Here is a 22,186-nt window from a genome sequence, read left to right as displayed (position 1 = left end):
CCCCCGCTCGCAATAATAAGGCCAGGCCATCAACAATTTTATTATCATTTTTCAGGATCTTTACCTAAGCGTAATGCTGCTCGGCGTTTTAATAAGCCATACATACTCAAACCAATCATGGCTGAAACCAGTAGGGCGAGTAATGCCAGAATCACAATATGCTGGCTGGCATACCAAACAATCATTTGATACCAAGGTAATTCCCCTCGCGGGAACTGTTCCCCGACGCTAAAACTGCGCACGCCATTTTCATTGGTAATAATCGCCAAATCACCTCGAACGCCAGCGTTAACGCTTGATGATTTCAAATCGCCATGAATATTGACTAATTGGTCATCACCCGTTGCGGTGGCCATTACCACCACTTTTTGTGGATTCCAAGTGGAGCGGAAACTCAAGAAGCCACGCCAATTATCGGTAGAGGAGAGGTAGCGATCGGCTTCAACTTGCTGGCGGAACCAAAATCCAGTGAGATAATCGACAACCTTTTCCACGGTTGACGGCGCTTTCACCGACAATACCCCGTTTTCTAAGTGGAATGACGTTCCCGCAAATAACGTCTGGGCGAAATCTGCATGTTCTAACACCGATACCACTAAAATATCGTTGTCCGTGAAGAGTGAGTCATCTTGCGCATTCGCCGGTATGCCGAGTTTGACTCGAGCATTGATAATGGGTTTACCCGTTGAGTTACCTGCGCGAGCAGCTAAATCGAGCAAGGTACGAACTTCCGTTTTGCTGGGTTTTTCCGGCAAGATAATCAAGGTTTGCGAGAAATCAGCTAAGCGGGTGAAAGGGAAAGATGCGCCGACAAAATAAGACAGATTCGGCAGCAAGGTAAAGTGATAAGTATGGCTAAGGTCAATATAAGAATCCGGCTCAATGCGGCTCTTAATATTGTTGTTATTTAATACATTACACGGCGTTCCCGCTTTGGGATTGATGGCGAAATAGAACTCTAATTGGTTATCGCCATAAATCAAATAAGGGGCTAAACGGAGTGAGTAGCTTTCTTGACGGGTATCGCCGCCCATCTTCCGCCACAAGGTTTCAACCAGCCCTTTTTTATTGACCGGCAAGTTATATAAGAACGTATCGTTAATTGAGACGTTGAGTTGGGAAGTATTTTCATCAATCCAGTTCTCAATCGGGAACCGGTAGCCAATATGGATTGGAATGGTTTCGCCATCCCACATAAATAGATCAGGTGCCGCTCGGAATCCGACACGAATACCGTCATGGTAAATACCATTAGCGGTAAGCGCATCTAAGTTCGGCACTAATGACTTCAGCAGCACCGGATGTTCGGTATTAATCCAACGTGGGGCGTCATACGGCAAACTTTTAGGAATAGATTGCGGTTTAACCTCTAGGCTACTGACATCTTGTGGTAAGTCTTCTGATGTTAAACGCCAAACTGCTTGGCGCAGCTCTCCATCATTGCGGCCAATCACCAATAATAACTTAGCCACTGGATTGATAGGGTTATCAATTAATTGCAGGCTAGGGCCATTACTCTCTGGCAGGATCAAGTCCCCGATATGTTCACCGGGCTTGCCAAATAGGATCCCATTCCCTTCAGGCAATGAATCAAACTGTACCGGGAAGTCGATATCACGGTAATTGGCTTGATAACCAAACCAAGAAGCAACACCAGCGGCGGCGGCAATGATATCTGCACGAATATTGGCTGGGAATGCCATGGCGACTTTCGTTTCTTTCATTTGCATGATATCGAAGAATGGCCGTGGCAATATGCCTAGATTCCTACCGAGATTCAGTTGTTGCCCTTCTAAATGAATACTCGAGGTCGGTAAAATACTCACCCAGAATTTATTTAATTGGTCGGTTTCACACTGCAATGCATTGTTGTCACCGGTAATGCTCATGCTCAGATTATTGGTCGCAACGATCATCGCTGCGGGAACATCCACTTGATATACCGCACTTTTATCACTGGATTGATTCAGGGGTATCGCACCCAGCGGTTGCCCATTCAGCATTAACTGCAAATTGTAATTTTTGCTCGCCAATTCTGGCGATATTTTTAGTGCCAACGATAGCTTGGCGTTGGTGATCACTAAGTCATTTGGCAGTGTGAATACGATACCGGATTGTAACTGCCCCCCACTTAATAGCAGGCCGTTGGGTTGCCCCATGTCTTTCACCGTAATATTGGTATTCACGAGCGAATTGTATGACGCTGGACGTGTTACCAAGGTGGAAGTCCCCGTGTTAGGGGGGGCTATCGCCGCGTCTGGCGGTAAGCTATTTTCCGGTGCACTGACGGGGGCGGGATAGCTCTCTGATGGGAGTGCTGTCTCGCCAGAGTCCATGCCACCTGCCGCGGTGCTCTCTCCTTGCGGCCGAGGCAATAATGGGAAGTCGCCTTCAGTCACCGCATCAGTCATTTGTTGTCCTGCGCTTGAAACTGTATCGGCTGCAAATCCACTGACCGGCATGAACATCAGAGAGCCAGAGACCATCACAGCGGCAAACCAAACTGACGGCAATAGTTTGCTCAATATCACCTTCATGCCTCATTTCCTTTTTTCAGCAGAACAAGGTCTTTCTTTCTGGCACGACGCTCTTTCAACGGTAGATAGAAGAGTTCAAACGCACAGCGAATAATACTGGCCAGTGAATGTAATGGTCGATCTTGAGGGTGCGGCTCTGTAATCCATGCATCCGCCCTCGCGAGGACAATTCGTACCAATTCACGGCGCTTATTCAGTGGGATCTCACCAAACATTAACCGGATTGCATCTTGCTCCACATTAATCAGGCTAACAGGAAGGCTGACCACACCGCGGTGCAATGACAATTCCACCTCTTCGATTCCTTCAGTGGGGTAATTGCCCTCGTTGATGGCGAGACGAACGCCGCCCATTGACAGGTCAATGGTGTGCGTGCGCAGTGAGACGCCATTGCTATAGTGAATAATGGCTGGCACTTGTACATCAATACGGATCGTTTTACGTGTCTGTTTCGATTCTCGCGCAACAGAAATCGCGGCGAGTAATAGGATCACGCTGAAACTTGCCCAAGCGACGTTGAGCGCAATAACGTTCGGATTCACGCCAAAATATTCTGGCAATGCCAGTCTGACTAAGCCCCATGCAATCCCCAGGAACATCAGAATGACGGCAATAATATGAGGGCGAACGATATTAAAATCGAAGAAACTCTTATTAAGCAGATCGCCTTTATCCGTCACGTTAAATTTGCCACGTTTAGGCGAAATCATCGTAATAATGGTCGGGATCACCAAATGGAATGCCATCACTGTCTCATAAACTTCACCCCAGAATGAGTAGCGGAAACGTCCGTTACTGCGGGAGTTGATAGCAAGAGACATAATTAAGTGAGGCAGTACATAGGCAAAAATTAATTCCGCCGAAGAGGCAATAATGCTTTGGTTAAACAGCAGGTAACCTAATGGGGCGAGTAAGAATATGACGCGCGGTAAACCAAACTGGTAGTAAATCATGGCGTTGAGGTAACACAATCTTTGAGGCAGCGTGAGTCCACGGCCCAGCAGTGGATTATCCACTCGGAAGATCTGTGTCATGCCACGCGCCCAGCGTGTTCGCTGGATGATATGCAAGGCTAAACGCTCCGTCGCTAAACCTGCCGCTAATGGAATAGCAATAAAAGCAGAGTTCCAGCCTAAACGTTGTAGTTTCAAGGCAGTATGTGAATCTTCGGTCACTGTTTCAACGGCAAAACCACCAATTTCATCCAAGGCACTGCGGCGAATGACCGCACACGAGCCACAGAAAAATGCGGCATTCCAGTTATCGTTACCTTGCTGGATGGGGCCATAAAATAGCTCACCTTCATTGGGAACATTACGACCAGTCGAAAGATTACGCTCAAAGGGATCGGGAGAATAAAAGTAATGGGGAGTTTGCAGCAACGCTAAGCGTTTATCCGTCAGGAAACCGCCAACGGTGGCTTGTAAAAAGCCTCGTGTGGTCACGTGGTCGCAGTCAAACACGCAAATGAGTTCACCATGGGTGATTTTCATCGCATGGTTAAGGTTACCGGCTTTGGCGTGGCGGTTATCGTTACGCGTGATATAGCCGACCCCTGCATCCGCAGCAAATACCGCAAACTCTGTTCTTTTGCCGTCATCCAAAACATATATTTTTAGTTTTTCTTTTGGATAATCAAGACACTGAGCTGCAAGTATCGTGTCTTTTACGACATCAAGACTTTCATTGTAAGTCGGGATGTAAACATCCACGGTTGGCCATAAATCGGTGTTATCGGGCAGTGGTTCAATGGGCCTTTTCAGCGGCCAAATTGTTTGGAAATAGCTTAGCGATAGGATCACCCAGATATAGAGTTCTGCCGTATACAGCAGAATACCTAATATGGTTTCGGTTACTGAGCCAAAGTGTAGTGTCTCGGTGGTTCGCCAATAGATATATCGAGATGACATCAAAAACGATAGCACTGTCATCACAATCGTGACTTTTCTACTTTTGCTAAAACCAAGTAGAAAGAAAACAGCAATACTGAATATCCCAAAAATATACTGCTTATTACTGTCCATCGGCGTCACGATGACCAATATAATAATGGGTAATAACAGCAACAGCAGAAGATAAAATTGAATTTTCTTCATATCGAATTCAGCCACTAATTATATATGTCATGTTTAGGCGTTGAGTAAACTTCACCCCCACCGATTTTAATGCCCAAAATGGCGGCAACCTTTTTACTGATGAGCTCAATATCAAAGGCGGCAGCGGATACGGGACTGAAATCAATAATAGAGCGCTGCGATGCGTTGGCTTCAGGGACGCACTCATCCCGATGAATCATCCCGAGCAACTTATCGCCTAAGCGCTGTTCAAAGAATTGCGAAACATCATGGTTAATTTGGCGACGATTATCAGTTTGATTCACCACGAAATAAGTGCCTTCTTTATTCTCAAATGGGGCACCAATGAGCTTTCCTTTCTCGACTTGTGGCAATAATGATAAGGAGGCAGTATCCGCCAGCATGACCACCAAATGCATATCGGCAAGCCCCTGCATGGCTTTGAGTGCTGGACTTGGCCCTGGCGGGAAATCAGCAATCACCACCAATCCGGGGTAATTCAACACTGAGTGCAATCCGCGTTGTAAGAAATGGGGGTCAGCAACGAGTTCGTGCTCAAAAGCCAGTCGCTTATCTTCGTCGACATCGCCATAAGGCAGCACGAAGGTATTGGTGCCAGCCTTAAGAATAAATTGGCTCCAATCAGAGGCATGATCTGATTCAGAGACATAGCCACGCTCGTCTGATAGCGGCACGCCGAAGTGTAAACGCAGAGCGTTTTGCACATCGAAATCAATGACTAAAACCTTGCTACCACTACGTGCCAGTGAATGCGCCAAATTGGCTGCAAAAGTTGTTTTACCCACACCACCTTTCGGTGAACAAATACAAACTAACGGCATAAGGCGATGCTCTCTAGCAGAGATTGTAAAGGAATATCCCGTGAGGACTCGGCAAAATCAGCCTGACGCAGTTGAGGCTCTTTTGGTGAAAAAATATGTTTAAATTCAGTCTTATGATCTGAGCCAAGCTTATCAAATGGGGACGATGAAATAGGTGGAGCGGGTTCGACTTTAGCAACAGGCTGAGTGGCTGTTGGTTGCTCGGTAACTGGTTTGGATGCCGTAGCTTGCTCAGTATGGGGCGCAGGGAAAAGTGATTGCATTATCGCAGGCTGTGTTGTTGTTCTGGGATGTTGTAAAACATCGACTTTAGCTGGCTGCGTTTCACTCATCATATTGAGTGCATTGGGTTCGGCAAACTCAGAGGCAGAAACAGGCTGAGGTGTCGGCTGCGTCGTCCGACCATTCTCCAACAGTGAATTGTTCTCTTGCGAAGACATCTGCTTGATTAGCGCCCACGCAGATCCGCCGTTGTTGGATTCACCTTCAGATATTTCTTTATAGTTAATGCCTTGCATGTCAATTTTATCTTTAAACTGCTTAATATCATCATATTTATTCATCAGTTCGCACCAGTTTGATACAAGACGTTTAAAATAAACCCAGCATTATCCTATTTTTTCGAATTACCCTCATAAAAATCTCACATTAGCAAAAATAGTTCTATAGCTTGATGATTATAATCGGCTTAATTCAAGGTAATAACATAAATATAGGGCGTTATCTCAAATTGTGTATAGCGAAACGTCAGGACATTTCGACTATCTGTTGCGCTGGTCGTCTAATTGGGGGGCCAGTGGCGTCCATCTCGTCCAACTCAGAGACGGCGAACACGGGGGAACTACGGGGACGTAAAGGAGTTCGACCAACAATTGGGAAACGAAGTGGCATGGAAATTTGGTATCGGGTCGTGCGATGAGCGGTTCGTCGAAAACGTTCGGAGCATACGCGACTTGCCTACAGTAGAAAAAAGGTTGTGTCGCATGGTTGCTGGTCGGTATCCCAAATCCCGTTGAGAAGATAACGACATTGCGGCCAGCTGCCAACCCAACCTGCCACGCTAGCGTGGCAGGTTGATCAGCGCCTCCCTGGTGATAAAACTGCTAACACTCAAGAATACTGATTCATCCGTCAGGTCGACTTTGTCATTGGATTATTCGCATTGATACGAAACCGATGCCAAGAATCCGACTATCCGAGCTTCCAGTAAGCTGCTTAGGCGATACCGCTTTGGGTGGGATGAAGGTGATGCTATCGGCGCTCTCGCCAGCAAGGTCAACATCCAGACGGATTTCAGAGAAACCTGCAGTGAGCGGAATACGGTATTCACGACTGCCTATCCTGACGAGAGTCGGTTCATGATCCTGCGCGCCAAAAGCTCGAGCATTCAGTATAAGAGAGAATTTCTGCGGCAGTGGGTCGGTAAATTTGAAAACGGCTTGTTGGGATGACCAGCGTCCCCACGGCTCGGGCCCATACAGACCTTGGGCGTCGTCTATAAAGTCAGGCCAACTGGCCCGGGTAAAGTCTATTCCGCTGATCAAGTCTGCGCTGTAGCGTGGGCCTAAAGCGTCTGCAATGTACCCTGCCTCTCGCTGAATTTGCTTTGCTGTCAGACTTGCCAAGTCTGGATGCGCGCTGTTATCCAGCTTATAGAATACCAATTCTTTGTTGTCACTCTGAAGCAAAGGCGGTTGCTGTAGCAACTGAGATAATTCTTTAATAATCGCTTCGCCGTTGTCTGCATAGCCGCGACGATCGATATAAATGCCATCGAAGCCGAGTTTGCGGATGACCTCAATCTGATGCGACATTGGCTCTTTTGCCAGCGCACGATAGAACAAATCACCTGGCCGCCCCTTCGTACCACCGTAGCTCCAATGCAGGTCTTTCGAATGCAGCACACCAGCCATCATTTGGTAACTGCGTAAGCGGTGCATTATCGGTGTTTCAGGAAAGCCTATGTAAGGCAACTGATAAACCGCACCCCCCGCAGGGAGCGCTTTTTCGATAGATTGGACAAAGTCTCTGTCGTTATCGAACCAAGCCTTAACGGGCGAATTATAGTTTTTGCGGATTGGCAAGGTTTGGTCGTACATACCCACGAATAACAGTACTACTGCAATGGCTACCGACTGATTGGCAAACCGTGGTGCTTTCTTCTGCAATAAAAGCTGGAGCGAGATGAAGAAGAAAAGTAGGGCGCCGCAAGCGATGAAAATGCTGTCTCTATTCCAACCCCTTATCAACGGGGAAATGACCATCGCAAATAGCGAACCTAAGCCGCCTACAGTTGCAAACAGGAACAGCACAAATGTCGTGACCGCCAGAAGGCGAAGCCTATCATCGGATCCCGTCCGTGCAGGGATGAAGATTAGGTAAAACAACGCCATCATAAAGCCCGCAGCACCGATGATACCCAACGAGGCAGTAGCATTTTCGTTGACTAAGGGGGTTTGTTGATACTTCTGGGCAATCTCTCTAAATTGTGAAATCCGGTGGTCCGCCCGTGGCATCAACAACTGCATCATCTTCAGCCCATAGACTTCAGATTCGACAATTGAACGCTGAGCCATCTCCGGGTTAGGACCGTCCTTATAAGTCCCAAGTACGTTAGGCGCGATGTTTAACATCACGCCCAAAATGGTTGCACTGATGAGTAGCGCCGCTTTTTTCGCACCGTGGGAGCTTCGAGTTTTGATAGCGTTCATGACACCGGCCGTGGCGAGAATAATCACCCCGAACAAAGCGTAATACACCCCGAAGGAGGCGAGAACCAGCATGCCTACAGCGGACGCCACGAGTTTGCGAAGCGTCGATTTAAGTCCCGTGCGACCTGTAGGCTCTCGGGTCAGGTAGATATCTAATGCCAGATAGAAAAACAGCGGGGCGACAAAATACCAAGTGTAAAAAAGATGCCCTAACCGAAAGAAGTGGAAGGAGGCAAATGCGTAAAGGACGCTCATCGCCACGGCAAAACTGCGATTCAGAGAGAAAGCCCGAGCGGTCACGTAGGTGGCAACGAAGCAGGAAGCAAATCCAAATAAAAAGAAAAGATTCACGCCACCTACCCAGCCGCCACTCATCAACGCGAATACTTTGATTAATAAGTGAGCGCCAGAATCTGAGCCTGGGAAGTCTCGGAAGCTTGAACCGAATGGATAACCACTTCGGACGTTATCGAACAGCCAGCCTTCCGTGACTCTTTGCGCCATCCAAGCATGGAACAATCCATCATCCGAATAGGCATAGGGGGTTGTCAGGTTGGGTATCAAGCCGTCGGGCAGGCCACTCATGAAAATACTTGCGAGGAAGAAAGTCGCAATCGTCCCGATGATTATCAGCTTCCAGTCGGCGGCAAACGTCGCTCGCCATGTTGGATAAGCACTCATCTCAGTTTCACTATGGGCACTTGGTTTAATTAGAGATTTCAATGCATTCCCCAGAGTGGTTAGTCAAAATTAACGCGTTCGCTTTCGATGACTAACGGCATATTGCGGATTTTGGTGTGAACCGATCCCAAGTACTCCCCAAGCATCCCCAAGAACAGGATCTGTACCGAGCTGAAAAAGAACAACGAAATGAGCAATGGCGCGATACCCATTTGGAAGGAGTTCCAGAATACCAACTTCGCGATCAAGAACCCAAATGCGGCCAATAGGCTTAACCCTGCGAGCATTGCGCCGCCTATCACCATCAGCCGTAGCGGCACTTTGGAGTGATTGGTAATACCCAGCATGGCAATGTCATATAACGTGTAGAAATTGTTTTTGGTTATGCCGCGCATGCGCCGTGGTTGCTTGAATGGCACGGTCGCGATCGGGAAGCCTATCTCACACAGCAGACCACGGAAATAGGGATAAGGGTCGTCAATCTTCTTCAGTATGTCCAGAACGGCCCGGTCGAATAGACCTGCTCCCGTGGCATTTTGCACCAACGGCACTTCGGAGATACGGGTGACGAAGCGATAGTAGGTACGGCGTGCGAAGAACATTAGGCGCGACTCTTCGCTTTCGGGTTTCACCGCCATGACTGTTTTGAAACCTTCCTCCCACTTTTTCACGAACTCTTCGATCATTTCGGGCGGGTCTTGCAGGTCAGAGGCAATCAATATTGCGGCATCGCCCCGAGCCTGAAGCAAAGCATAGTACGGCGAGCGGATATGGCCGAAGTTTCGCGCGTTCAGGATGAGCTTTACCCGCTTGTCTTGGGCCGCCAATGCACGCAACTTGACGAGGCTGTTATCCGTTGAGCAGTTGTCGATGAAGATATGTTCGTAATCGTAGTCAAGGCGAGCCATAACGTCGACGATGCGCTGGTAAAGTTCATCAATATTGGCTTCTTCGTTGTAGCAAGGTGTCACTATGCTGATGAGTTTACGCATGATTGAATATATACCTGTTATTAATGACAAATGAGAGTAGAGCCATCGGCAAAATTAATGCGATGCCAGCTAGATAGGGGGTCGCGCCTAGTGATGTAAGCGCAGCAATACCTGCTACGTTGGCACCGTAGACTACGGTATACCCGGCCACAAAACGGAAGATGAGGCTATTTTTTTTCGAGCCAAACACCAAGGCACCGATGCTTTTAAAGTTGAATAAGACGCCGAGGATCGTGGCCAGTAGTAGAGCCATGCTGTAATGCAGACCGAGGTAGAGAAAGGCAGCAAAACAGCCGTAGCCGAACGCTGCATTCATCACCCCCACCAACAAAAAACGGACCAGCTTTACCTCTAGAAGTGCGCTAATCCGTGGGCATGCTTTTTCAGTCTTCTGCATGCAGTGCCTGCCTGATCTCATGCATCACACCGCTCAGCGAAGAATCGGTGGGGACATAGCCGAATAATTGCTCGGCCTTGCGATTGTACGAATAGTAATGCGCCTTTTGGCCTGTGGCATTCACCTGGGACTGCTCACCGACAATTGTGAAGTTCAGGCCGAACTGCTCGCCCAAAGCTGCGAGCAACTCAAATTTCCCGACGGGCGCGAGGCTGTAACAGTCCACAGCACTGTTGCATGCAGGTGCTTGCAATATTCGGTCGATTAACTGCATGAAGTCAGCAGGGGTAAGGTAGTCTCGCAGCATGTCGTCCGGTGCCACTTCCAGAACCGTCCCTGCATGCAGTGCCCTTAGGATGTCACTCAGGAAAAATCGTGCCTCGCGCGCCTGACGATGACTGAAATAGCTGAATACACGAACATCGACGATAGCCGCATCCGGCAGTGCTCGATGGCGACACTCAGTCTGGAATTTGGCAGCGCCATACCAGTGCTGGGGCAATAGGCCATTGATTGGAAAAACTGCTGTTGAGGTCTCGGTGACCGGGGCTGCAAAATTGGAACCATAGGCGGCGCCGCTACTGAGATAGATGTATTTGCACTCAGGGTGGCTGCGCAGATAGGCCAAAGCAAGGTTGTCATAGTGTTCAGTGACGGTAAAAATGGCTTGACCCATTTGTAACGCTCTAGCCGGATCGCCTACGCCAACGAAGTTGATGATCGCATCGAACTGGTCGCTATCATCAAAGCTGTCGTAGGTGACGACGGCAAATCCCTTGCGCGCCGCGGTCTCTTGAAGCTCAGCATCCAACGTGCTGGTCGCACGGACGAACAGGGTGCACTGATAAGTCGTCGACGGGATGCTGGCTATCAGGTCCTTGGCGATATGGCTGCTCGCTCCTAGGATGGCGAGTCTCATTGACCCAGTTCCAGTAGCGGCGACTGTTCGTTGATAGGGCGGCCGAACTCCAGACGTGGTCGGCACTCCCGTGCATCTGGCATCAACACCTCAATCAGCATCGGCTTCCCATTCGCTAGGAACTCAGACACCGCCGCCTTGAAGGTTTCCAGGTCGCTCAAGCTCCGCGAATCGATGCCATAGGCAGCACCCAGTGCTTGGAATTGCGATGTGTAGCCATCCCAGTAAGTTGAGGAGTTACGACCCTCGAAATACATTTCCTGAAAGCCTCGTACCATGCCTAGGGAATGGTTGTTCAATACCACCGTGAGGATGGGGAGGCGCTCACGGGCGATGATATCTAGCTCCTGGATATTCAGTTGGGCGCCGCCATCACCAGTAATCACCACAACTGGCTTGTCACCAGCGATACAGGCACCCACCGCAGCGGGAATGGCAAAGCCCATCGTACCTAGGCCGCCGGAATGGTGCATAGCCTGACGAGAGTCTAGGCGCAAGGTGTGCGCGGCCCACATCTGGTTATTACCCACATCGACGACGTAATCTAGCGCTTGACCTTCAGCCAGTTCGTTGAGGGTACTGAACAATTTGAAAGGGCTGATACTCCAGTCCGTATACTCATCTTTGAACGACTGCTCGAACACCTGCGCTAGGTGCGTTTGCCAAGCCGTGGGGACGGATTGAAGTTTTGGTGCATGGGTGACGAAAGAGGCAAATACCGCCTCAAGGTTGGCATTGATCGACTGTTGCGCTTTTACCCTGTTATCCAACTGGGCAGCGTCCAGATCGAACTGCACGATATGTGCATTGTGCGCGAAGGTTTCCGTCTTTGCGCCGGTTTGGCGCACATCCATGCGGCTGCCGAACACGATCAGCAGGTCGCAGTTCTGCACGGCATAATTAGCTGCTCGGGTGCCATAGGCCCCCAGCATTCCAAGGTAATGCTCGCTGGCAGGTAGTTTCTCGGCACCCTTAAGGCTTGCGACGTGAGGGATGCCCAGTTTACTGACCTCGCTCAACCATTGGCTGAACCCTGGCACATTGACTGCGCCGCCACCAATAAGGAACACGGGTTTCTGCGCTTTTTCCAACAACGCCCATACATCGTCGTACGGGGCGCTTTGCTCCGGTGCCAACGAAGACTCGTAGGCCCAGACGCTTAATAATTCATCCAATACCGCCTCGTCCACCTCGGCTCGCTGGATGTCCATGGGGATGTCCAGCAATACAGGGCCTGGGCGACCTGATCGAGCGATGGTAATCGCTTTGAGCAAGCAGGGAATCAGTTCATCAATGTGCCCGACTTGGTGAGCATACTTGGTGATACTCCTCACCAACGCGACGCTATCGAGCTCTTGAAAACCCTGTTGACGGATGGCCCGTTCCCCTTTGAGCTCATGCGTATTGACCTGGCCGGTCAGGAACAGACACGGGTGGCTATCCAGCCAGCAATCGGCAATTCCTGTGATCAAGTTCGTGGCACCTGGGCCACTCGTGCCCAATGCCACGCCCATCACCTTGTGATTCGTCGCGCGTGCGACAGCAGATGCAGCGAAGGCGGCGCCTTGCTCATGGTGCATTGATACCAATTTGGTTTTGCCAAGCAAGTTAATGCTGTCCACCAAATGGGTGATCATTCCACCGATAAGCTCAAAACCATAAATGACTTGGGTGTCCGCTAGGACTTTTGCTACTGCATCTGATGCTTTCATAAGTTAGAAACCGATCCCGAAGAACTCTTCCAGTTTTTCACCAACGTAGTCGAAATGTTCCTGACCCAACGACGGTTGCACACCCAGCCAGAAGGTCTGGTTCATGGTGCGATCGGTGTTGGTCAGCTCACCCACCACGCGGAATTCCACATCATGGAAGTACGGTTGGCGAGTCAGGTTGCCTGCGAAAAGAAGCCGAGTGCCGATCTTGTGTTGATCAAGAAACTTCAGCAAATCTACACGCTTAACGCCAGCAGTCTCTTTCAAGGTCACTGGGAAACCGAACCAGGATGGATCACTGTTAGGCGTAGGCTCGGCGATTTCCAAGAAGGCGCTAAGGCTGGACAAACGCTCTTTCAGCAGTTTGAAGTTGCGCTTGCGGGTCTCGATGAACTTCGGTGCGCTCTCCAACTGGGCCAAGCCGCAGGCGGCTTGCATGTCAGTGATTTTCAGGTTATAGCCCAAGTGTGCGTACACATACTTGTGATCGTAACCTTGTGGCAGGCTACCGAATTTCTGTCCGAAACGATTGCCGCAGGTGTCGTCGCAACCTGGCGCGCAGTAGCAGTCACGGCCCCAATCACGGAACGATTCGGCGATCAGCCTCAGTTGAGCGTTGTTCGTAAACACAGCGCCGCCTTCACCCATGGTGATGTGGTGGGCAGGGTAGAAGCTGAGCGTGGCGATATCGCCAAAGGTGCCGACCATTTTGCCGTCGTATGTCGCGCCCAGCGCGTCACAGCAATCTTCCACCAGCCACAAGTTGTACTTTTCACACAGTGCTTTCACCTTGTTCAGATTGAATGGGTTGCCCAAGGTGTGAGCGAGCATGATGGCCTTGGTCTTCGGCGTGATGGCCGCTTCGATCAAGTCTGCATTGATGTTGTGGGTGTTCATTTCAACATCGACGAATACAGGGATCGCGCCGAACTGAACGATCGGGTTAACGGTCGTCGGGAAACCTGCTGCGACGCCAATGACTTCGTCGCCTTTTTTGATTGCACGATCACCCAGTTTCGGTGAAGTGAGGGTGCTGAACGCAACCAAGTTGGCCGAAGAACCTGAGTTCACGGTCAGCAGGTAGTTCACGCCCAAAAACGCAGCCAGTTTCTTCTCGAATTCAGCGTTGAAACGACCAGTGGTCAGCCAGCCGTCCAGCGAGGCCTCAACCATCAGTTGCAGTTCACGTGCGCCGATTACTTTACCCGATGGAGGGATGACAGTTTCGCCCCCGACAAAAGGTTTAGCCGCCAAGGCAGTTTGGGCGTAGCGCTCAACGAGTTGGCTGATTTCCTGACGGAGCATATCGGGAGTCATAGTATTTCCTGTTCAATCTAATTATCGGTTAAGTGCCAGTGGCATAGCTGCCATGTAGCTATTGATTTCGTCGATGCAACGGGCATGCATGTCATCGCTCTGCAACCAGGCGCGATGCCAGTTGACGATGCGAGTGAGTGTCGTCTCCAAGCCCCATGTTGGTTCCCACTTCAGGTGAGTGCGGGCCTTGGATATATCCAGTTTTAAATAGCGTGCTTCGTGCGGTTGTGGGTCGCTGTCAAGTTGCCAGCTAGCGCCATCCCCCCAGGCTTGCACCATGTGATCAAGTATCCACTCGACAGGTTGAGCGTCTTCGTCGCGAGGACCGAAGTTCCAGCCCTGGGCAAATGGCTGGCCATGCTCCCATAGGTGCTGGGCCAGAACAAGGTAACCGCTTAGCGGCTCAAGTACGTGCTGCCAAGGGCGAGTGGCCTTCGGGTTACGTACGACAACGGGCTTGCTCTGTTCCACAGCACGCAGGATGTCCGGAATCAACCGGTCGTCGGCCCAATCGCCTCCCCCGATGACATTGCCGGCGCGTGCCGAGGCCAATGCAGCAGAGTGTTCGGTATTAAAGAATGAGTTGCGGTAAGCACTGGTGACCAATTCCACGCAGCCCTTACTGTTGCTGTACGGGTCATGGCCACCCATGGGTTCATTCTCGCGATAGCCCCATTCCCATTCTTGGTTCTCGTAACATTTGTCGGTGGTGACATTTACGATAGCACGTAGGGCGGGGCACTGACGCGCGGCTTCCAACACATGAACGGTGCCCATGACGTTGGTGGAGTAGGTCTCGACAGGCTCGCGGTACGACAGCCTAACCAGCGGTTGGGCCGCCATGTGAATCAGGATGTCTGGATTGAAGGCAACCATGCTCTCAGTAATGGCATGCAGGTCGCGAATGTCGCCTATCTGCGACTCTATACCCCTTTCAACCTGTGCCTGTTCGAACAATGAAGGCGTCGTTGGCGGCGCCAAGGCAAAGCCTTTCACCTGAGCACCCATGTCCTGTAGCCATAAAGCTAGCCAGCTACCCTTGAAGCCAGTATGGCCGGTGAGGAAGACCTTTTTGCCTTTCCAGAAGTCAGCGGAGACAGAAGCTTTCATATCGTTCTCAGTCCCAGGTTTTCCAAGGTGCGTTGCCGCTCTGCCACAATTTCTCAAGCAGATTTTTGTCGTGCAGGGTGTCCATCGGTTGCCAGAAGCCCGGATGCTCGAACGCCATCAGTTGGCCCTGTTCGGCGAGGCTCATCAGCGGGCCTTGTTCCCAGACCGTGCTGTCCCCTTCTAGGTAATCCAGCACCTGAGGAGAAAGCACAAAGAAGCCGCCATTGATCATAGCGCCATCGCCTTTAGGTTTTTCCTTGAAGTTCAGGACATGGCCTTCACTCATGTCCAGCGCGCCAAAGCGGCCTGGTGGAAAAGTCGCGGTGAGCGTGGCAGCTTTGCCGTGGCTCTTGTGGAAGGCGACGGCAGCGCTGATGTCCATGCTACCCACGCCATCACCGTAGGTGAAGCAAAAAGCCTCTTCATCGCGCACATAGTCTGCCACACGGCGCAGGCGGCCACCGGTCATCGACGTTTCGCCCGTGTCGACCAAGGTCACATGCCAGTCTTCAGCACGCTGATCGTGAATCTTCATGGTGTTTTCGCGCATGTTGAACGTGATGTCCGACGTATGCAGGAAGTAGTTGGCGAAGTATTCCTTGATCATGTAACCCTTGTAACCACAGCAAATGATGAAATCATTGATGCCATGGGAAGAGTACATTTTCATGATGTGCCACAGAATCGGCTTGCCGCCGATTTTAACCATAGGCTTCGGCCGCGTACCGGTTTCTTCGCTTAAACGCGTGCCGAGCCCACCAGCCAGAATGACCGCTTTCATAACCGTTCCTTATAAGTATTAGTTCGAACTCACGAATGCATCGGAGTAAAAGTGTTTCACAGGTAACCCAGCAATAGTCAGTGCTTCGCGGGCGGAATGAATCATGCTTTCCGAGCCACAGGCGTAAACCACCGCCTTAGTGAGGTCGATTCCATCATCCAGCAGGACGTTCTGTACGTAGCCTGTACGCCCCTGCCAGTCCGAGCTGGCTCGCGACAATACCGGAATAAACACCGCGTTCAGACTCTCGAAATGAGGAGCCCAATAAATATCGTCTACTGTACGCCCGCCCCAGTATATGAGAATTTTCTTACCTTCTGCCAGAACCGGGTTGCTTAGCAGTTGCTCAAGCATTGCCTTCACTGGCGCAATACCGGTGCCGGTAGCGAGAAACACGATTGTACTGGCGTCTTTGTCTCGCAAGCAGAAGGTGCCGAGTGGGCCTTCTAGGCGAAGCAGATCATTCGGTTTGGCGTTGCCGAACCAGTATCTTGACATCGCGCCTTGCTCGACTTCGCGGATCTGCAGTTCCAGTTTGCCGTCGGTGCGTGGGGCATTGGCAATAGAGTAACTGCGACGCAGGCCGCCATCACCGATCACGTCCAGATATTGACCCGGAAGGTAATGCAGCTTACTGGCGGGAGGCACTCGCAAGAGTACTTCCACAACGTTATCAGCCAAACGGGTGATCGTATCAATGCGGCAAGGGAGAGTTTTGACTTCGATGTCGCCCAAAGCGCCAATGTCTTCGGCATCAATCTCGACATCGCTTATGGCATGGCGGCAGCAAGTAAGAATCACTCCTGCTGCAATTTCCTCGGTAGTCAGTGACGTTTCTTCCCTGTGAGCTTCAGTATCTCCGCTGAGTACGGTGGCTTTGCACACGCCGCAACGACCCGTGCGACAGCTGTATTCCAATGTGATGCCCGCTGCTTTGGCGCTGTCCAGCAGCGAAGTGCCAATGTCGGAACTGAATGTCTGTCCATTGTTAAGTTTTACTGAAACCATGGATTACCGGATTCGAATTTTGAAAGTCTATTAGAATATACTATCTATTTAGGGGTTGCCATTATTATGAGCTCAAGCAGGAATGCGTCAATCTCGGACAACCCGCGCAGCGGTGTTGAACGTCGCTTGCGACGGCCCCGAAGGGGTGAGACCTGCTTGCAGGGCGAATAATCGAACCCTGTTTGATGAAGAGTCCAAACGTCAGAAAGCAAAAAACCAGCTATTAAGCTGGTTTCTTTAAAAGTGGTGCCCGGACTCGGACAACCCGCGCAGCGGTGTTGAACGTCGCTTGCGACGGCCCCGAAGGGGTGAGTCCTGCTTGCAGGGCGAATAATCGAACCCTGTTTGATGAAGAGTCCAAACGCCAGAAAGCAAAAAACCAGCTATTAAGCTGGTTTCTTTAAAAGTGGTGCCCGGACTCGGACAACCCGCGCAGCGGTGTTGAACGTCGCTTGCGACGGCCCCGAAGGGGTGAGTCCTGCTTGCAGGGCGAATAATCGAACCCTGTTTGATGAAGAGTCCAAACGCCAGAAAGCAAAAAACCAGCTATTAAGCTGGTTTCTTTAAAAGTGGTGCCCGGACTCGGACAACCCGCGCAGCGGTGTTGAACGTCGCTTGCGACGGCCCCGAAGGGGTGAGACCTGCTTGCAGGGCGAATAATCGAACCCTGTTTGATGAAGAGTCCAAACGTCAGAAAGCAAAAAACCAGCTATTAAGCTGGTTTCTTTAAAAGTGGTGCCCGGACTCGGAATCGAACCAAGGACACGGGGATTTTCAATCCCCTGCTCTACCGACTGAGCTATCCGGGCAACGGGGCGCATTAAACCGTATTGGCTGCTGATCGTCAACGAATTTATCGCCTAAAACCACTAAAACTGTGCTGATCGCTCTCTTTTCAGACAAGATAGGGCGCAATTTACCGACTTCACTCTCGAAATCAGCTTATCAGGACTAACTGAGTGCACCATTTTTCCGGCACTGCGCAACATCCAAAACATCTTCTGCTAGCCGTTTAGCCACTTCAACATCCTGCAATTGGCGCTTTACCAGCAGCTTACTCAAGCAACCTTCCAGAATCAGCTCCATCTGCTGTGCCACCATACTCGCATCATCCGCGTCCATCTCGCGCAACAGTGCTTGCGTATAGTGCAGTGACGCTTGCTTTTGTTGTTCGGCTAATTGATGAATGGGGTGCTCATCATCAGGGTAAAAACTGCACGCGGCGATAAACAAACAACCGGGGAAACGCTGATTTTGGACTTGCTCACTGAGCGTTTGGTAACGAGCCAAGAGCTTTTGCTTGGGTGATAACGTCTCATCTAACTGTAATTGCCGCCGCCAAGTATCAATCTGCTGACCATGATAGCGCAGGCAGTCATACAATAAGGCCTCGCGATCTGGCCAAAAACGGGTCAGGTCACTGACGGTGACTGAAACTTCTTTTGCTAGCATCTCTAGCGTAGTATTTGCCAGCCCTTGTTGCTCTAACAGATTGAGTGCACTGCCTAATACTTGTTCACGTTGCACGTTGCTCTCCTCCAGCTTCATCTCTGGCAAGTGTGGTTGACCGCCACTGATAATACAAACCGCCCAACAAGGTAGAGCGTTCAACACAGATTAGCCTATCTATCCGGTGGCGTACTTCTCCAGTCGATGCTTTACCTTATCACTACTGTGGTGTGATTGGGCGAACTCTTTAGCTTGCTTATCGTGAGTCTCCATATTTATACCTCACCCTAGTCTGTGAAGCAGTACGCATTATCTTGTGCATCTGCCTATAACCATTCGTTAATAAATCATTATTCCTGTTCTTTTGCCTGATGGCTTATTGGAACGCGGTTTCTATAATGGCTATCGTGAAGTGAAGCGATACCCAATCGTACAGAAACAGGCGCAAGATTAAGCGACAGAATGCTTGCCGTATGCGCTGGCAACCTGAATTGCATAACGTCCTGCATCGAGCCTTCGTTCAGACCGGGCGTTCTATCATAAGGATCGAAAATGAGTCTCCAAAATTATCCAAATCAGTTCCGCCGCAACCTACTACAAGGGCAAATCCTGATCGGCTGCTGGAGCGCACTGGCAAATCATATTTCAGCTGAAGTCTTGGGTCTGGCGGGTTTTGATTGGTTGGTATTGGACGGTGAACATGCCCCGAACGATGTCACGACATTCATTCCACAGTTAATGGCGCTGAAAGGCAGTAACAGCGCGCCAGTGGTGCGAGCACCATGTAATGAACCCATTATTATCAAACGTTTATTGGATATCGGCTTCTACAACTTCCTGATTCCTTTTGTTGAAAGCGAAGAAGAAGCGATCCGTGCCGTTGCCTCAACCCGCTATCCGCCAGCCGGTATACGTGGCGTCTCGGTCTCTCATCGTGGCAACAACTACGGCACCGTGCCGGATTACTTCGCCACCATTAACGACAACATTACCGTATTAGTCCAAATCGAAAGCCAGCAAGGGGTCGATAACATTGATGCGATAGCGGCGGTGGATGGCGTGGATGGCATTTTCGTCGGGCCAGGAGATCTCTCGGCAGCGCTGGGGTATTTGGGGCAGCCGAATCACCCAGAAGTACAAAAAGTCATTCGTCATATTTTTGAGCGTGCGAAAGCCCATGGTAAGCCAAGCGGCATTCTGGCACCGGTTGACGCTGATGCCCGCCGCTATCTGGAATGGGGAGCCACCTTCGTTGCCGTCGGCAGTGATTTGGGTGTGTTTCGAAGTGCAACGCAGGCGTTGTGCGACAAATTCAAGAAATAATCATCATTCTATTTCAAACATTTAGCGCTACCGTGCTGACGGTTGGGCGAGTTAATTGAGGAGTCACAAATGAAAATCGGCTTTATTGGTTTAGGGATAATGGGAAAGCCAATGAGTAAAAATCTGCTGAAAGCAGGCTACTCATTAATCGTCCTTGATCGCAATGCAGCGGCACTGGATGAATTGCTCAGTGCAGGTGCTACTGCGGCGGCAACGCCCAAAGCGCTGGCCGCAGAATGCGATATTATTATCACCATGCTCCCGAATTCCCCTCACGTCAAAGAGGTGGTATTGGGTGAGAATGGCGTGATTGAGGGCGCTAAAGCGGGCGCGGTTGTGATTGATATGAGTTCGATTGCCCCGTTGGTCAGCCGTGAAATCAGCGAAGCGCTGGCATTAAAACAGATCGACATGCTAGATGCGCCCGTCAGTGGTGGCGAACCGAAAGCCATTGATGGCACGTTATCGGTGATGGTAGGCGGGGATAAAGCCGTATTCGACAAGTGCTACGACATCATGAAAGCGATGGGCGGCTCGGTTGTCCACACGGGTGATATCGGTGCAGGTAATGTGACCAAACTGGCTAATCAGGTCGTTGTTGCACTGAATATTGCCGCGATGTCTGAAGCGCTGGTGCTGGCGACCAAAGCGGGCGTCAATCCTGATCTGGTCTTCCAAGCCATTCGCGGCGGATTGGCGGGCAGTACCGTATTAGAAGCGAAAGCGCCGATGGTGATGGATCGCAACTTCAAACCGGGCTTCCGCATTGATTTGCACATCAAAGATTTGGCTAACGCTTTGGACACCTCCCACGGTGTCGGCGCACAATTACCGTTGACGGCTGCCGTCATGGAAATGATGCAAGCATTGAAAGCCGATGGATTGGGCACTGCCGACCACAGCGCATTGGCCTGTTATTACGAGAAACTAGCCAAAGTTGAAGTGACACGTTAATCCGTGGTGCCGGCACTTGCGAGTGCCGGTCATTGGGTCGCATAGCGATACGGATAAGTATTCCGAGCGGCGGTGGATCAAGTCGGCGCTTGCGTGACGTCGGATAGCTCATGAGATTGAATCATTTATGAAAATTGTCATCGCCCCGGATTCTTATAAAGAAAGTTTATCCGCGCTAGACGTTGCGGTGCAGATTGAAGCGGGTTTCCGTACTCAGTTTCCTGATGCGCAATATATCAAGTTGCCCGTTGCTGATGGTGGCGAAGGTACGGTAGAAGCCATGGTTGCCGCGACTGCCGGTAAAATTATCAAGGTGGATGTGACCGGCCCGTTAGGTGATAACGTGGATGCCTTTTATGGGATATCCGGTGATGAGAAGTGCGCCTTTATTGAGATGGCCGCCGCCAGTGGGCTAGAACTGGTGCCATTGGCGCAGCGCAATCCATTGAAAACCACCTCCTACGGCACCGGCGAACTGATTTTACATGCGCTAAATAAAGGCGTGAAACATATCATCATTGGGATCGGTGGCAGTGCCACCAATGATGGTGGGGCCGGTATGGTACAGGCGCTGGGGGTCAAACTGCTGGATAAGCAAGGCCAACAGATTGGGTTTGGTGGCGCTAAACTGACTGAACTGGCGACCATTGATATCAGCGCGCTCGACCCACGGATTGAGCAGTGCCAAATTGATGTGGCCTGTGATGTCACAAATCCGCTGACAGGCAGTGAAGGAGCCTCGGCTATTTTCGGCCCGCAAAAAGGCGCGACGCCTGACATGATCACACAACTGGATGAAGGGCTGTTGCACTACGCCAGTGTCATCAACCGTTATCTAGATATTGACGTTGATCAGGTCGAAGGCGCAGGGGCTGCTGGTGGATTGGGCGCGGCGCTACTGGCGTTTTGCGGAGCAACGCTGAGCCCTGGCATCGACATTGTGACGGATGCGCTCGGTCTAGACGCCTTGGTTCGTGATGCCACTTTTGTGATTACCGGCGAAGGGCGTATCGACAGCCAAACCATTCATGGCAAAGTGCCGATTGGTGTCGCGAGAGTCGCCAAACGTTATAACAAACCGGTGATTGGCATTGCGGGTAGCCTGACAGATGATGTCGATGTGGTTTATGAACATGGTTTGGATGCCGTATTTAGCGTGATTTACACCATTTGCACTTTAGAGCAGGCCTTAGATAACGCCGCGGATAACGTGTTTAAAACGGCGCGTAACATCGCTGCCACGCTAGCGATTGGTATGGCGGCAGGCAAAGCATAACGGTTTCTCAATCAGGGCTAACGTGGATTGGCCCTGACTGACTCCCAACATTTTCCCGCAACACGTCCCCGTATTCGTCATTTTTGTGACTCTCACCGCAAC

General features: G+C 50.6%; 17 protein-coding genes and 1 tRNA gene. 3 read left to right on the top strand and 15 right to left on the bottom strand.

What is annotated here, in order from left to right:
* Nucleotides 1-44 precede the first annotated feature (44 nt).
* From bcsB to DA391_RS20610, 15 genes are all read right to left on the bottom strand, one after another.
* Nucleotides 45-2,537, bottom strand: a complete 2,493-nt coding sequence (gene bcsB, locus DA391_RS20685; protein ID WP_240624769.1) for a cellulose biosynthesis cyclic di-GMP-binding regulatory protein BcsB — start codon at nucleotides 2,535-2,537, stop codon at nucleotides 45-47.
* Nucleotides 2,534-4,633 (bottom strand): UDP-forming cellulose synthase catalytic subunit, encoded by a 2,100-nt coding sequence (bcsA, locus tag DA391_RS20680; protein ID WP_072084675.1) that lies wholly within the window; start codon nucleotides 4,631-4,633, stop codon nucleotides 2,534-2,536. Before bcsA ends, bcsB begins: the two co-directional genes overlap by 4 nt.
* A gap of 14 nt (nucleotides 4,634-4,647) precedes the next feature.
* Nucleotides 4,648-5,454 carry a cellulose biosynthesis protein BcsQ gene (gene bcsQ / locus DA391_RS20675; RefSeq protein WP_049605024.1) on the bottom strand — a complete coding sequence of 269 codons (807 nt, stop codon included), beginning with the start codon at nucleotides 5,452-5,454 and terminating at the stop codon, nucleotides 4,648-4,650.
* On the bottom strand, nucleotides 5,445-6,017 hold the full coding sequence (locus DA391_RS20670) for a cellulose biosynthesis protein BcsO (RefSeq protein WP_050080960.1): 573 nt from the start codon (nucleotides 6,015-6,017) through the stop codon (nucleotides 5,445-5,447). Before DA391_RS20670 ends, bcsQ begins: the two co-directional genes overlap by 10 nt.
* Nucleotides 6,018-6,599: 582 nt before the next feature.
* Nucleotides 6,600-8,888, bottom strand: coding sequence for a DUF7024 domain-containing protein (locus DA391_RS20665; RefSeq protein ID WP_240624767.1), 2,289 nt, complete (start codon nucleotides 8,886-8,888; stop codon nucleotides 6,600-6,602).
* A gap of 17 nt (nucleotides 8,889-8,905) precedes the next feature.
* Nucleotides 8,906-9,838: a glycosyltransferase family 2 protein gene (locus DA391_RS20660; protein ID WP_032899095.1), complete on the bottom strand. Its 933-nt coding sequence runs from the start codon at nucleotides 9,836-9,838 to the stop codon at nucleotides 8,906-8,908.
* Nucleotides 9,831-10,235: a GtrA family protein gene (locus DA391_RS20655; RefSeq protein WP_050080957.1), complete on the bottom strand. Its 405-nt coding sequence runs from the start codon at nucleotides 10,233-10,235 to the stop codon at nucleotides 9,831-9,833. The genes DA391_RS20660 and DA391_RS20655 overlap by 8 nt, the downstream gene beginning before the upstream one ends.
* Complete coding sequence (locus tag DA391_RS20650) at nucleotides 10,222-11,154, bottom strand: NAD-dependent epimerase/dehydratase family protein (protein WP_050080956.1); 933 nt, start codon at nucleotides 11,152-11,154, stop codon at nucleotides 10,222-10,224. Before DA391_RS20650 ends, DA391_RS20655 begins: the two co-directional genes overlap by 14 nt.
* On the bottom strand, nucleotides 11,151-12,866 hold the full coding sequence (locus tag DA391_RS20645) for a thiamine pyrophosphate-binding protein (RefSeq protein WP_050080955.1): 1,716 nt from the start codon (nucleotides 12,864-12,866) through the stop codon (nucleotides 11,151-11,153). The genes DA391_RS20650 and DA391_RS20645 overlap by 4 nt, the downstream gene beginning before the upstream one ends.
* 3 nt (nucleotides 12,867-12,869) lie before the next feature.
* Entirely contained in the window at nucleotides 12,870-14,183 is a 1,314-nt protein-coding gene (rfbH, locus tag DA391_RS20640; protein ID WP_050080954.1) for a lipopolysaccharide biosynthesis protein RfbH, read from the bottom strand.
* Nucleotides 14,184-14,204: 21 nt separating this feature from the next.
* Entirely contained in the window at nucleotides 14,205-15,293 is a 1,089-nt protein-coding gene (rfbG, locus tag DA391_RS20635; RefSeq protein WP_050874629.1) for a CDP-glucose 4,6-dehydratase, read from the bottom strand.
* A 7-nt stretch (nucleotides 15,294-15,300) separates the two neighbouring features.
* Nucleotides 15,301-16,074, bottom strand: a complete 774-nt coding sequence (rfbF, locus tag DA391_RS20630; RefSeq protein WP_050080952.1) for a glucose-1-phosphate cytidylyltransferase — start codon at nucleotides 16,072-16,074, stop codon at nucleotides 15,301-15,303.
* An 18-nt stretch (nucleotides 16,075-16,092) separates the two neighbouring features.
* Entirely contained in the window at nucleotides 16,093-17,082 is a 990-nt protein-coding gene (locus DA391_RS20625; protein WP_050080951.1) for an FAD-binding oxidoreductase, read from the bottom strand.
* A gap of 733 nt (nucleotides 17,083-17,815) precedes the next feature.
* Nucleotides 17,816-17,891: transfer RNA gene (locus DA391_RS20615), tRNA-Phe, on the bottom strand.
* 142 nt (nucleotides 17,892-18,033) lie between these two features.
* Nucleotides 18,034-18,609 (bottom strand): transcriptional regulator, encoded by a 576-nt coding sequence (locus DA391_RS20610; RefSeq protein ID WP_050081028.1) that lies wholly within the window; start codon nucleotides 18,607-18,609, stop codon nucleotides 18,034-18,036.
* 474 nt (nucleotides 18,610-19,083) lie between these two features.
* Here DA391_RS20610 and garL point away from each other — a divergent pair, with 474 nt between their 5' ends.
* The 3 genes from garL to DA391_RS20595 all read left to right on the top strand — a co-directional run bounded on the left by garL (nucleotide 19,084) and on the right by DA391_RS20595 (nucleotide 22,084).
* Nucleotides 19,084-19,854, top strand: a complete 771-nt coding sequence (gene garL, locus DA391_RS20605) for a 2-dehydro-3-deoxyglucarate aldolase (RefSeq protein WP_108088159.1) — start codon at nucleotides 19,084-19,086, stop codon at nucleotides 19,852-19,854.
* Between the two features lie 69 nt (nucleotides 19,855-19,923).
* Nucleotides 19,924-20,808 (top strand): 2-hydroxy-3-oxopropionate reductase, encoded by an 885-nt coding sequence (gene garR, locus DA391_RS20600; RefSeq protein WP_050080950.1) that lies wholly within the window; start codon nucleotides 19,924-19,926, stop codon nucleotides 20,806-20,808.
* A 127-nt stretch (nucleotides 20,809-20,935) separates the two neighbouring features.
* Nucleotides 20,936-22,084: a glycerate kinase gene (locus DA391_RS20595; RefSeq protein ID WP_050080949.1), complete on the top strand. Its 1,149-nt coding sequence runs from the start codon at nucleotides 20,936-20,938 to the stop codon at nucleotides 22,082-22,084.
* Nucleotides 22,085-22,186 lie beyond the last annotated feature (102 nt).

Source organism: Yersinia massiliensis (assembly GCF_003048255.1).
In the GTDB taxonomy this organism is placed as follows: Bacteria; Pseudomonadota; Gammaproteobacteria; order Enterobacterales; family Enterobacteriaceae; genus Yersinia; species Yersinia massiliensis_A.
The sequence above is the reverse complement of the archived record's forward strand: the minus strand, read 5'-3'. Positions and strand labels throughout refer to the sequence as shown.

What these genes read in the sequence shown, in the direction of transcription:
- rfbH (WP_050080954.1), bottom strand. Translation starts at nt 14,183, where the DNA reads ATGACTCCCGATATGCTCCGTCAGGAAATCAGCCAACTCGTTGAGCGC.
- DA391_RS20670 (WP_050080960.1), bottom strand. Translation starts at nt 6,017, where the DNA reads ATGAATAAATATGATGATATTAAGCAGTTTAAAGATAAAATTGACATG.
- DA391_RS20595 (WP_050080949.1), top strand. Translation starts at nt 20,936, where the DNA reads ATGAAAATTGTCATCGCCCCGGATTCTTATAAAGAAAGTTTATCCGCG.
- DA391_RS20650 (WP_050080956.1), bottom strand. Translation starts at nt 11,154, where the DNA reads ATGAGACTCGCCATCCTAGGAGCGAGCAGCCATATCGCCAAGGACCTG.
- DA391_RS20625 (WP_050080951.1), bottom strand. Translation starts at nt 17,082, where the DNA reads ATGGTTTCAGTAAAACTTAACAATGGACAGACATTCAGTTCCGACATT.
- DA391_RS20660 (WP_032899095.1), bottom strand. Translation starts at nt 9,838, where the DNA reads ATGCGTAAACTCATCAGCATAGTGACACCTTGCTACAACGAAGAAGCC.
- DA391_RS20645 (WP_050080955.1), bottom strand. Translation starts at nt 12,866, where the DNA reads ATGAAAGCATCAGATGCAGTAGCAAAAGTCCTAGCGGACACCCAAGTC.
- DA391_RS20655 (WP_050080957.1), bottom strand. Translation starts at nt 10,235, where the DNA reads ATGCAGAAGACTGAAAAAGCATGCCCACGGATTAGCGCACTTCTAGAG.
- bcsB (WP_240624769.1), bottom strand. Translation starts at nt 2,537, where the DNA reads ATGAAGGTGATATTGAGCAAACTATTGCCGTCAGTTTGGTTTGCCGCT.
- rfbF (WP_050080952.1), bottom strand. Translation starts at nt 16,074, where the DNA reads ATGAAAGCGGTCATTCTGGCTGGTGGGCTCGGCACGCGTTTAAGCGAA.
- garL (WP_108088159.1), top strand. Translation starts at nt 19,084, where the DNA reads ATGAGTCTCCAAAATTATCCAAATCAGTTCCGCCGCAACCTACTACAA.
- bcsA (WP_072084675.1), bottom strand. Translation starts at nt 4,633, where the DNA reads ATGAAGAAAATTCAATTTTATCTTCTGCTGTTGCTGTTATTACCCATT.
- rfbG (WP_050874629.1), bottom strand. Translation starts at nt 15,293, where the DNA reads ATGAAAGCTTCTGTCTCCGCTGACTTCTGGAAAGGCAAAAAGGTCTTC.
- bcsQ (WP_049605024.1), bottom strand. Translation starts at nt 5,454, where the DNA reads ATGCCGTTAGTTTGTATTTGTTCACCGAAAGGTGGTGTGGGTAAAACA.
- garR (WP_050080950.1), top strand. Translation starts at nt 19,924, where the DNA reads ATGAAAATCGGCTTTATTGGTTTAGGGATAATGGGAAAGCCAATGAGT.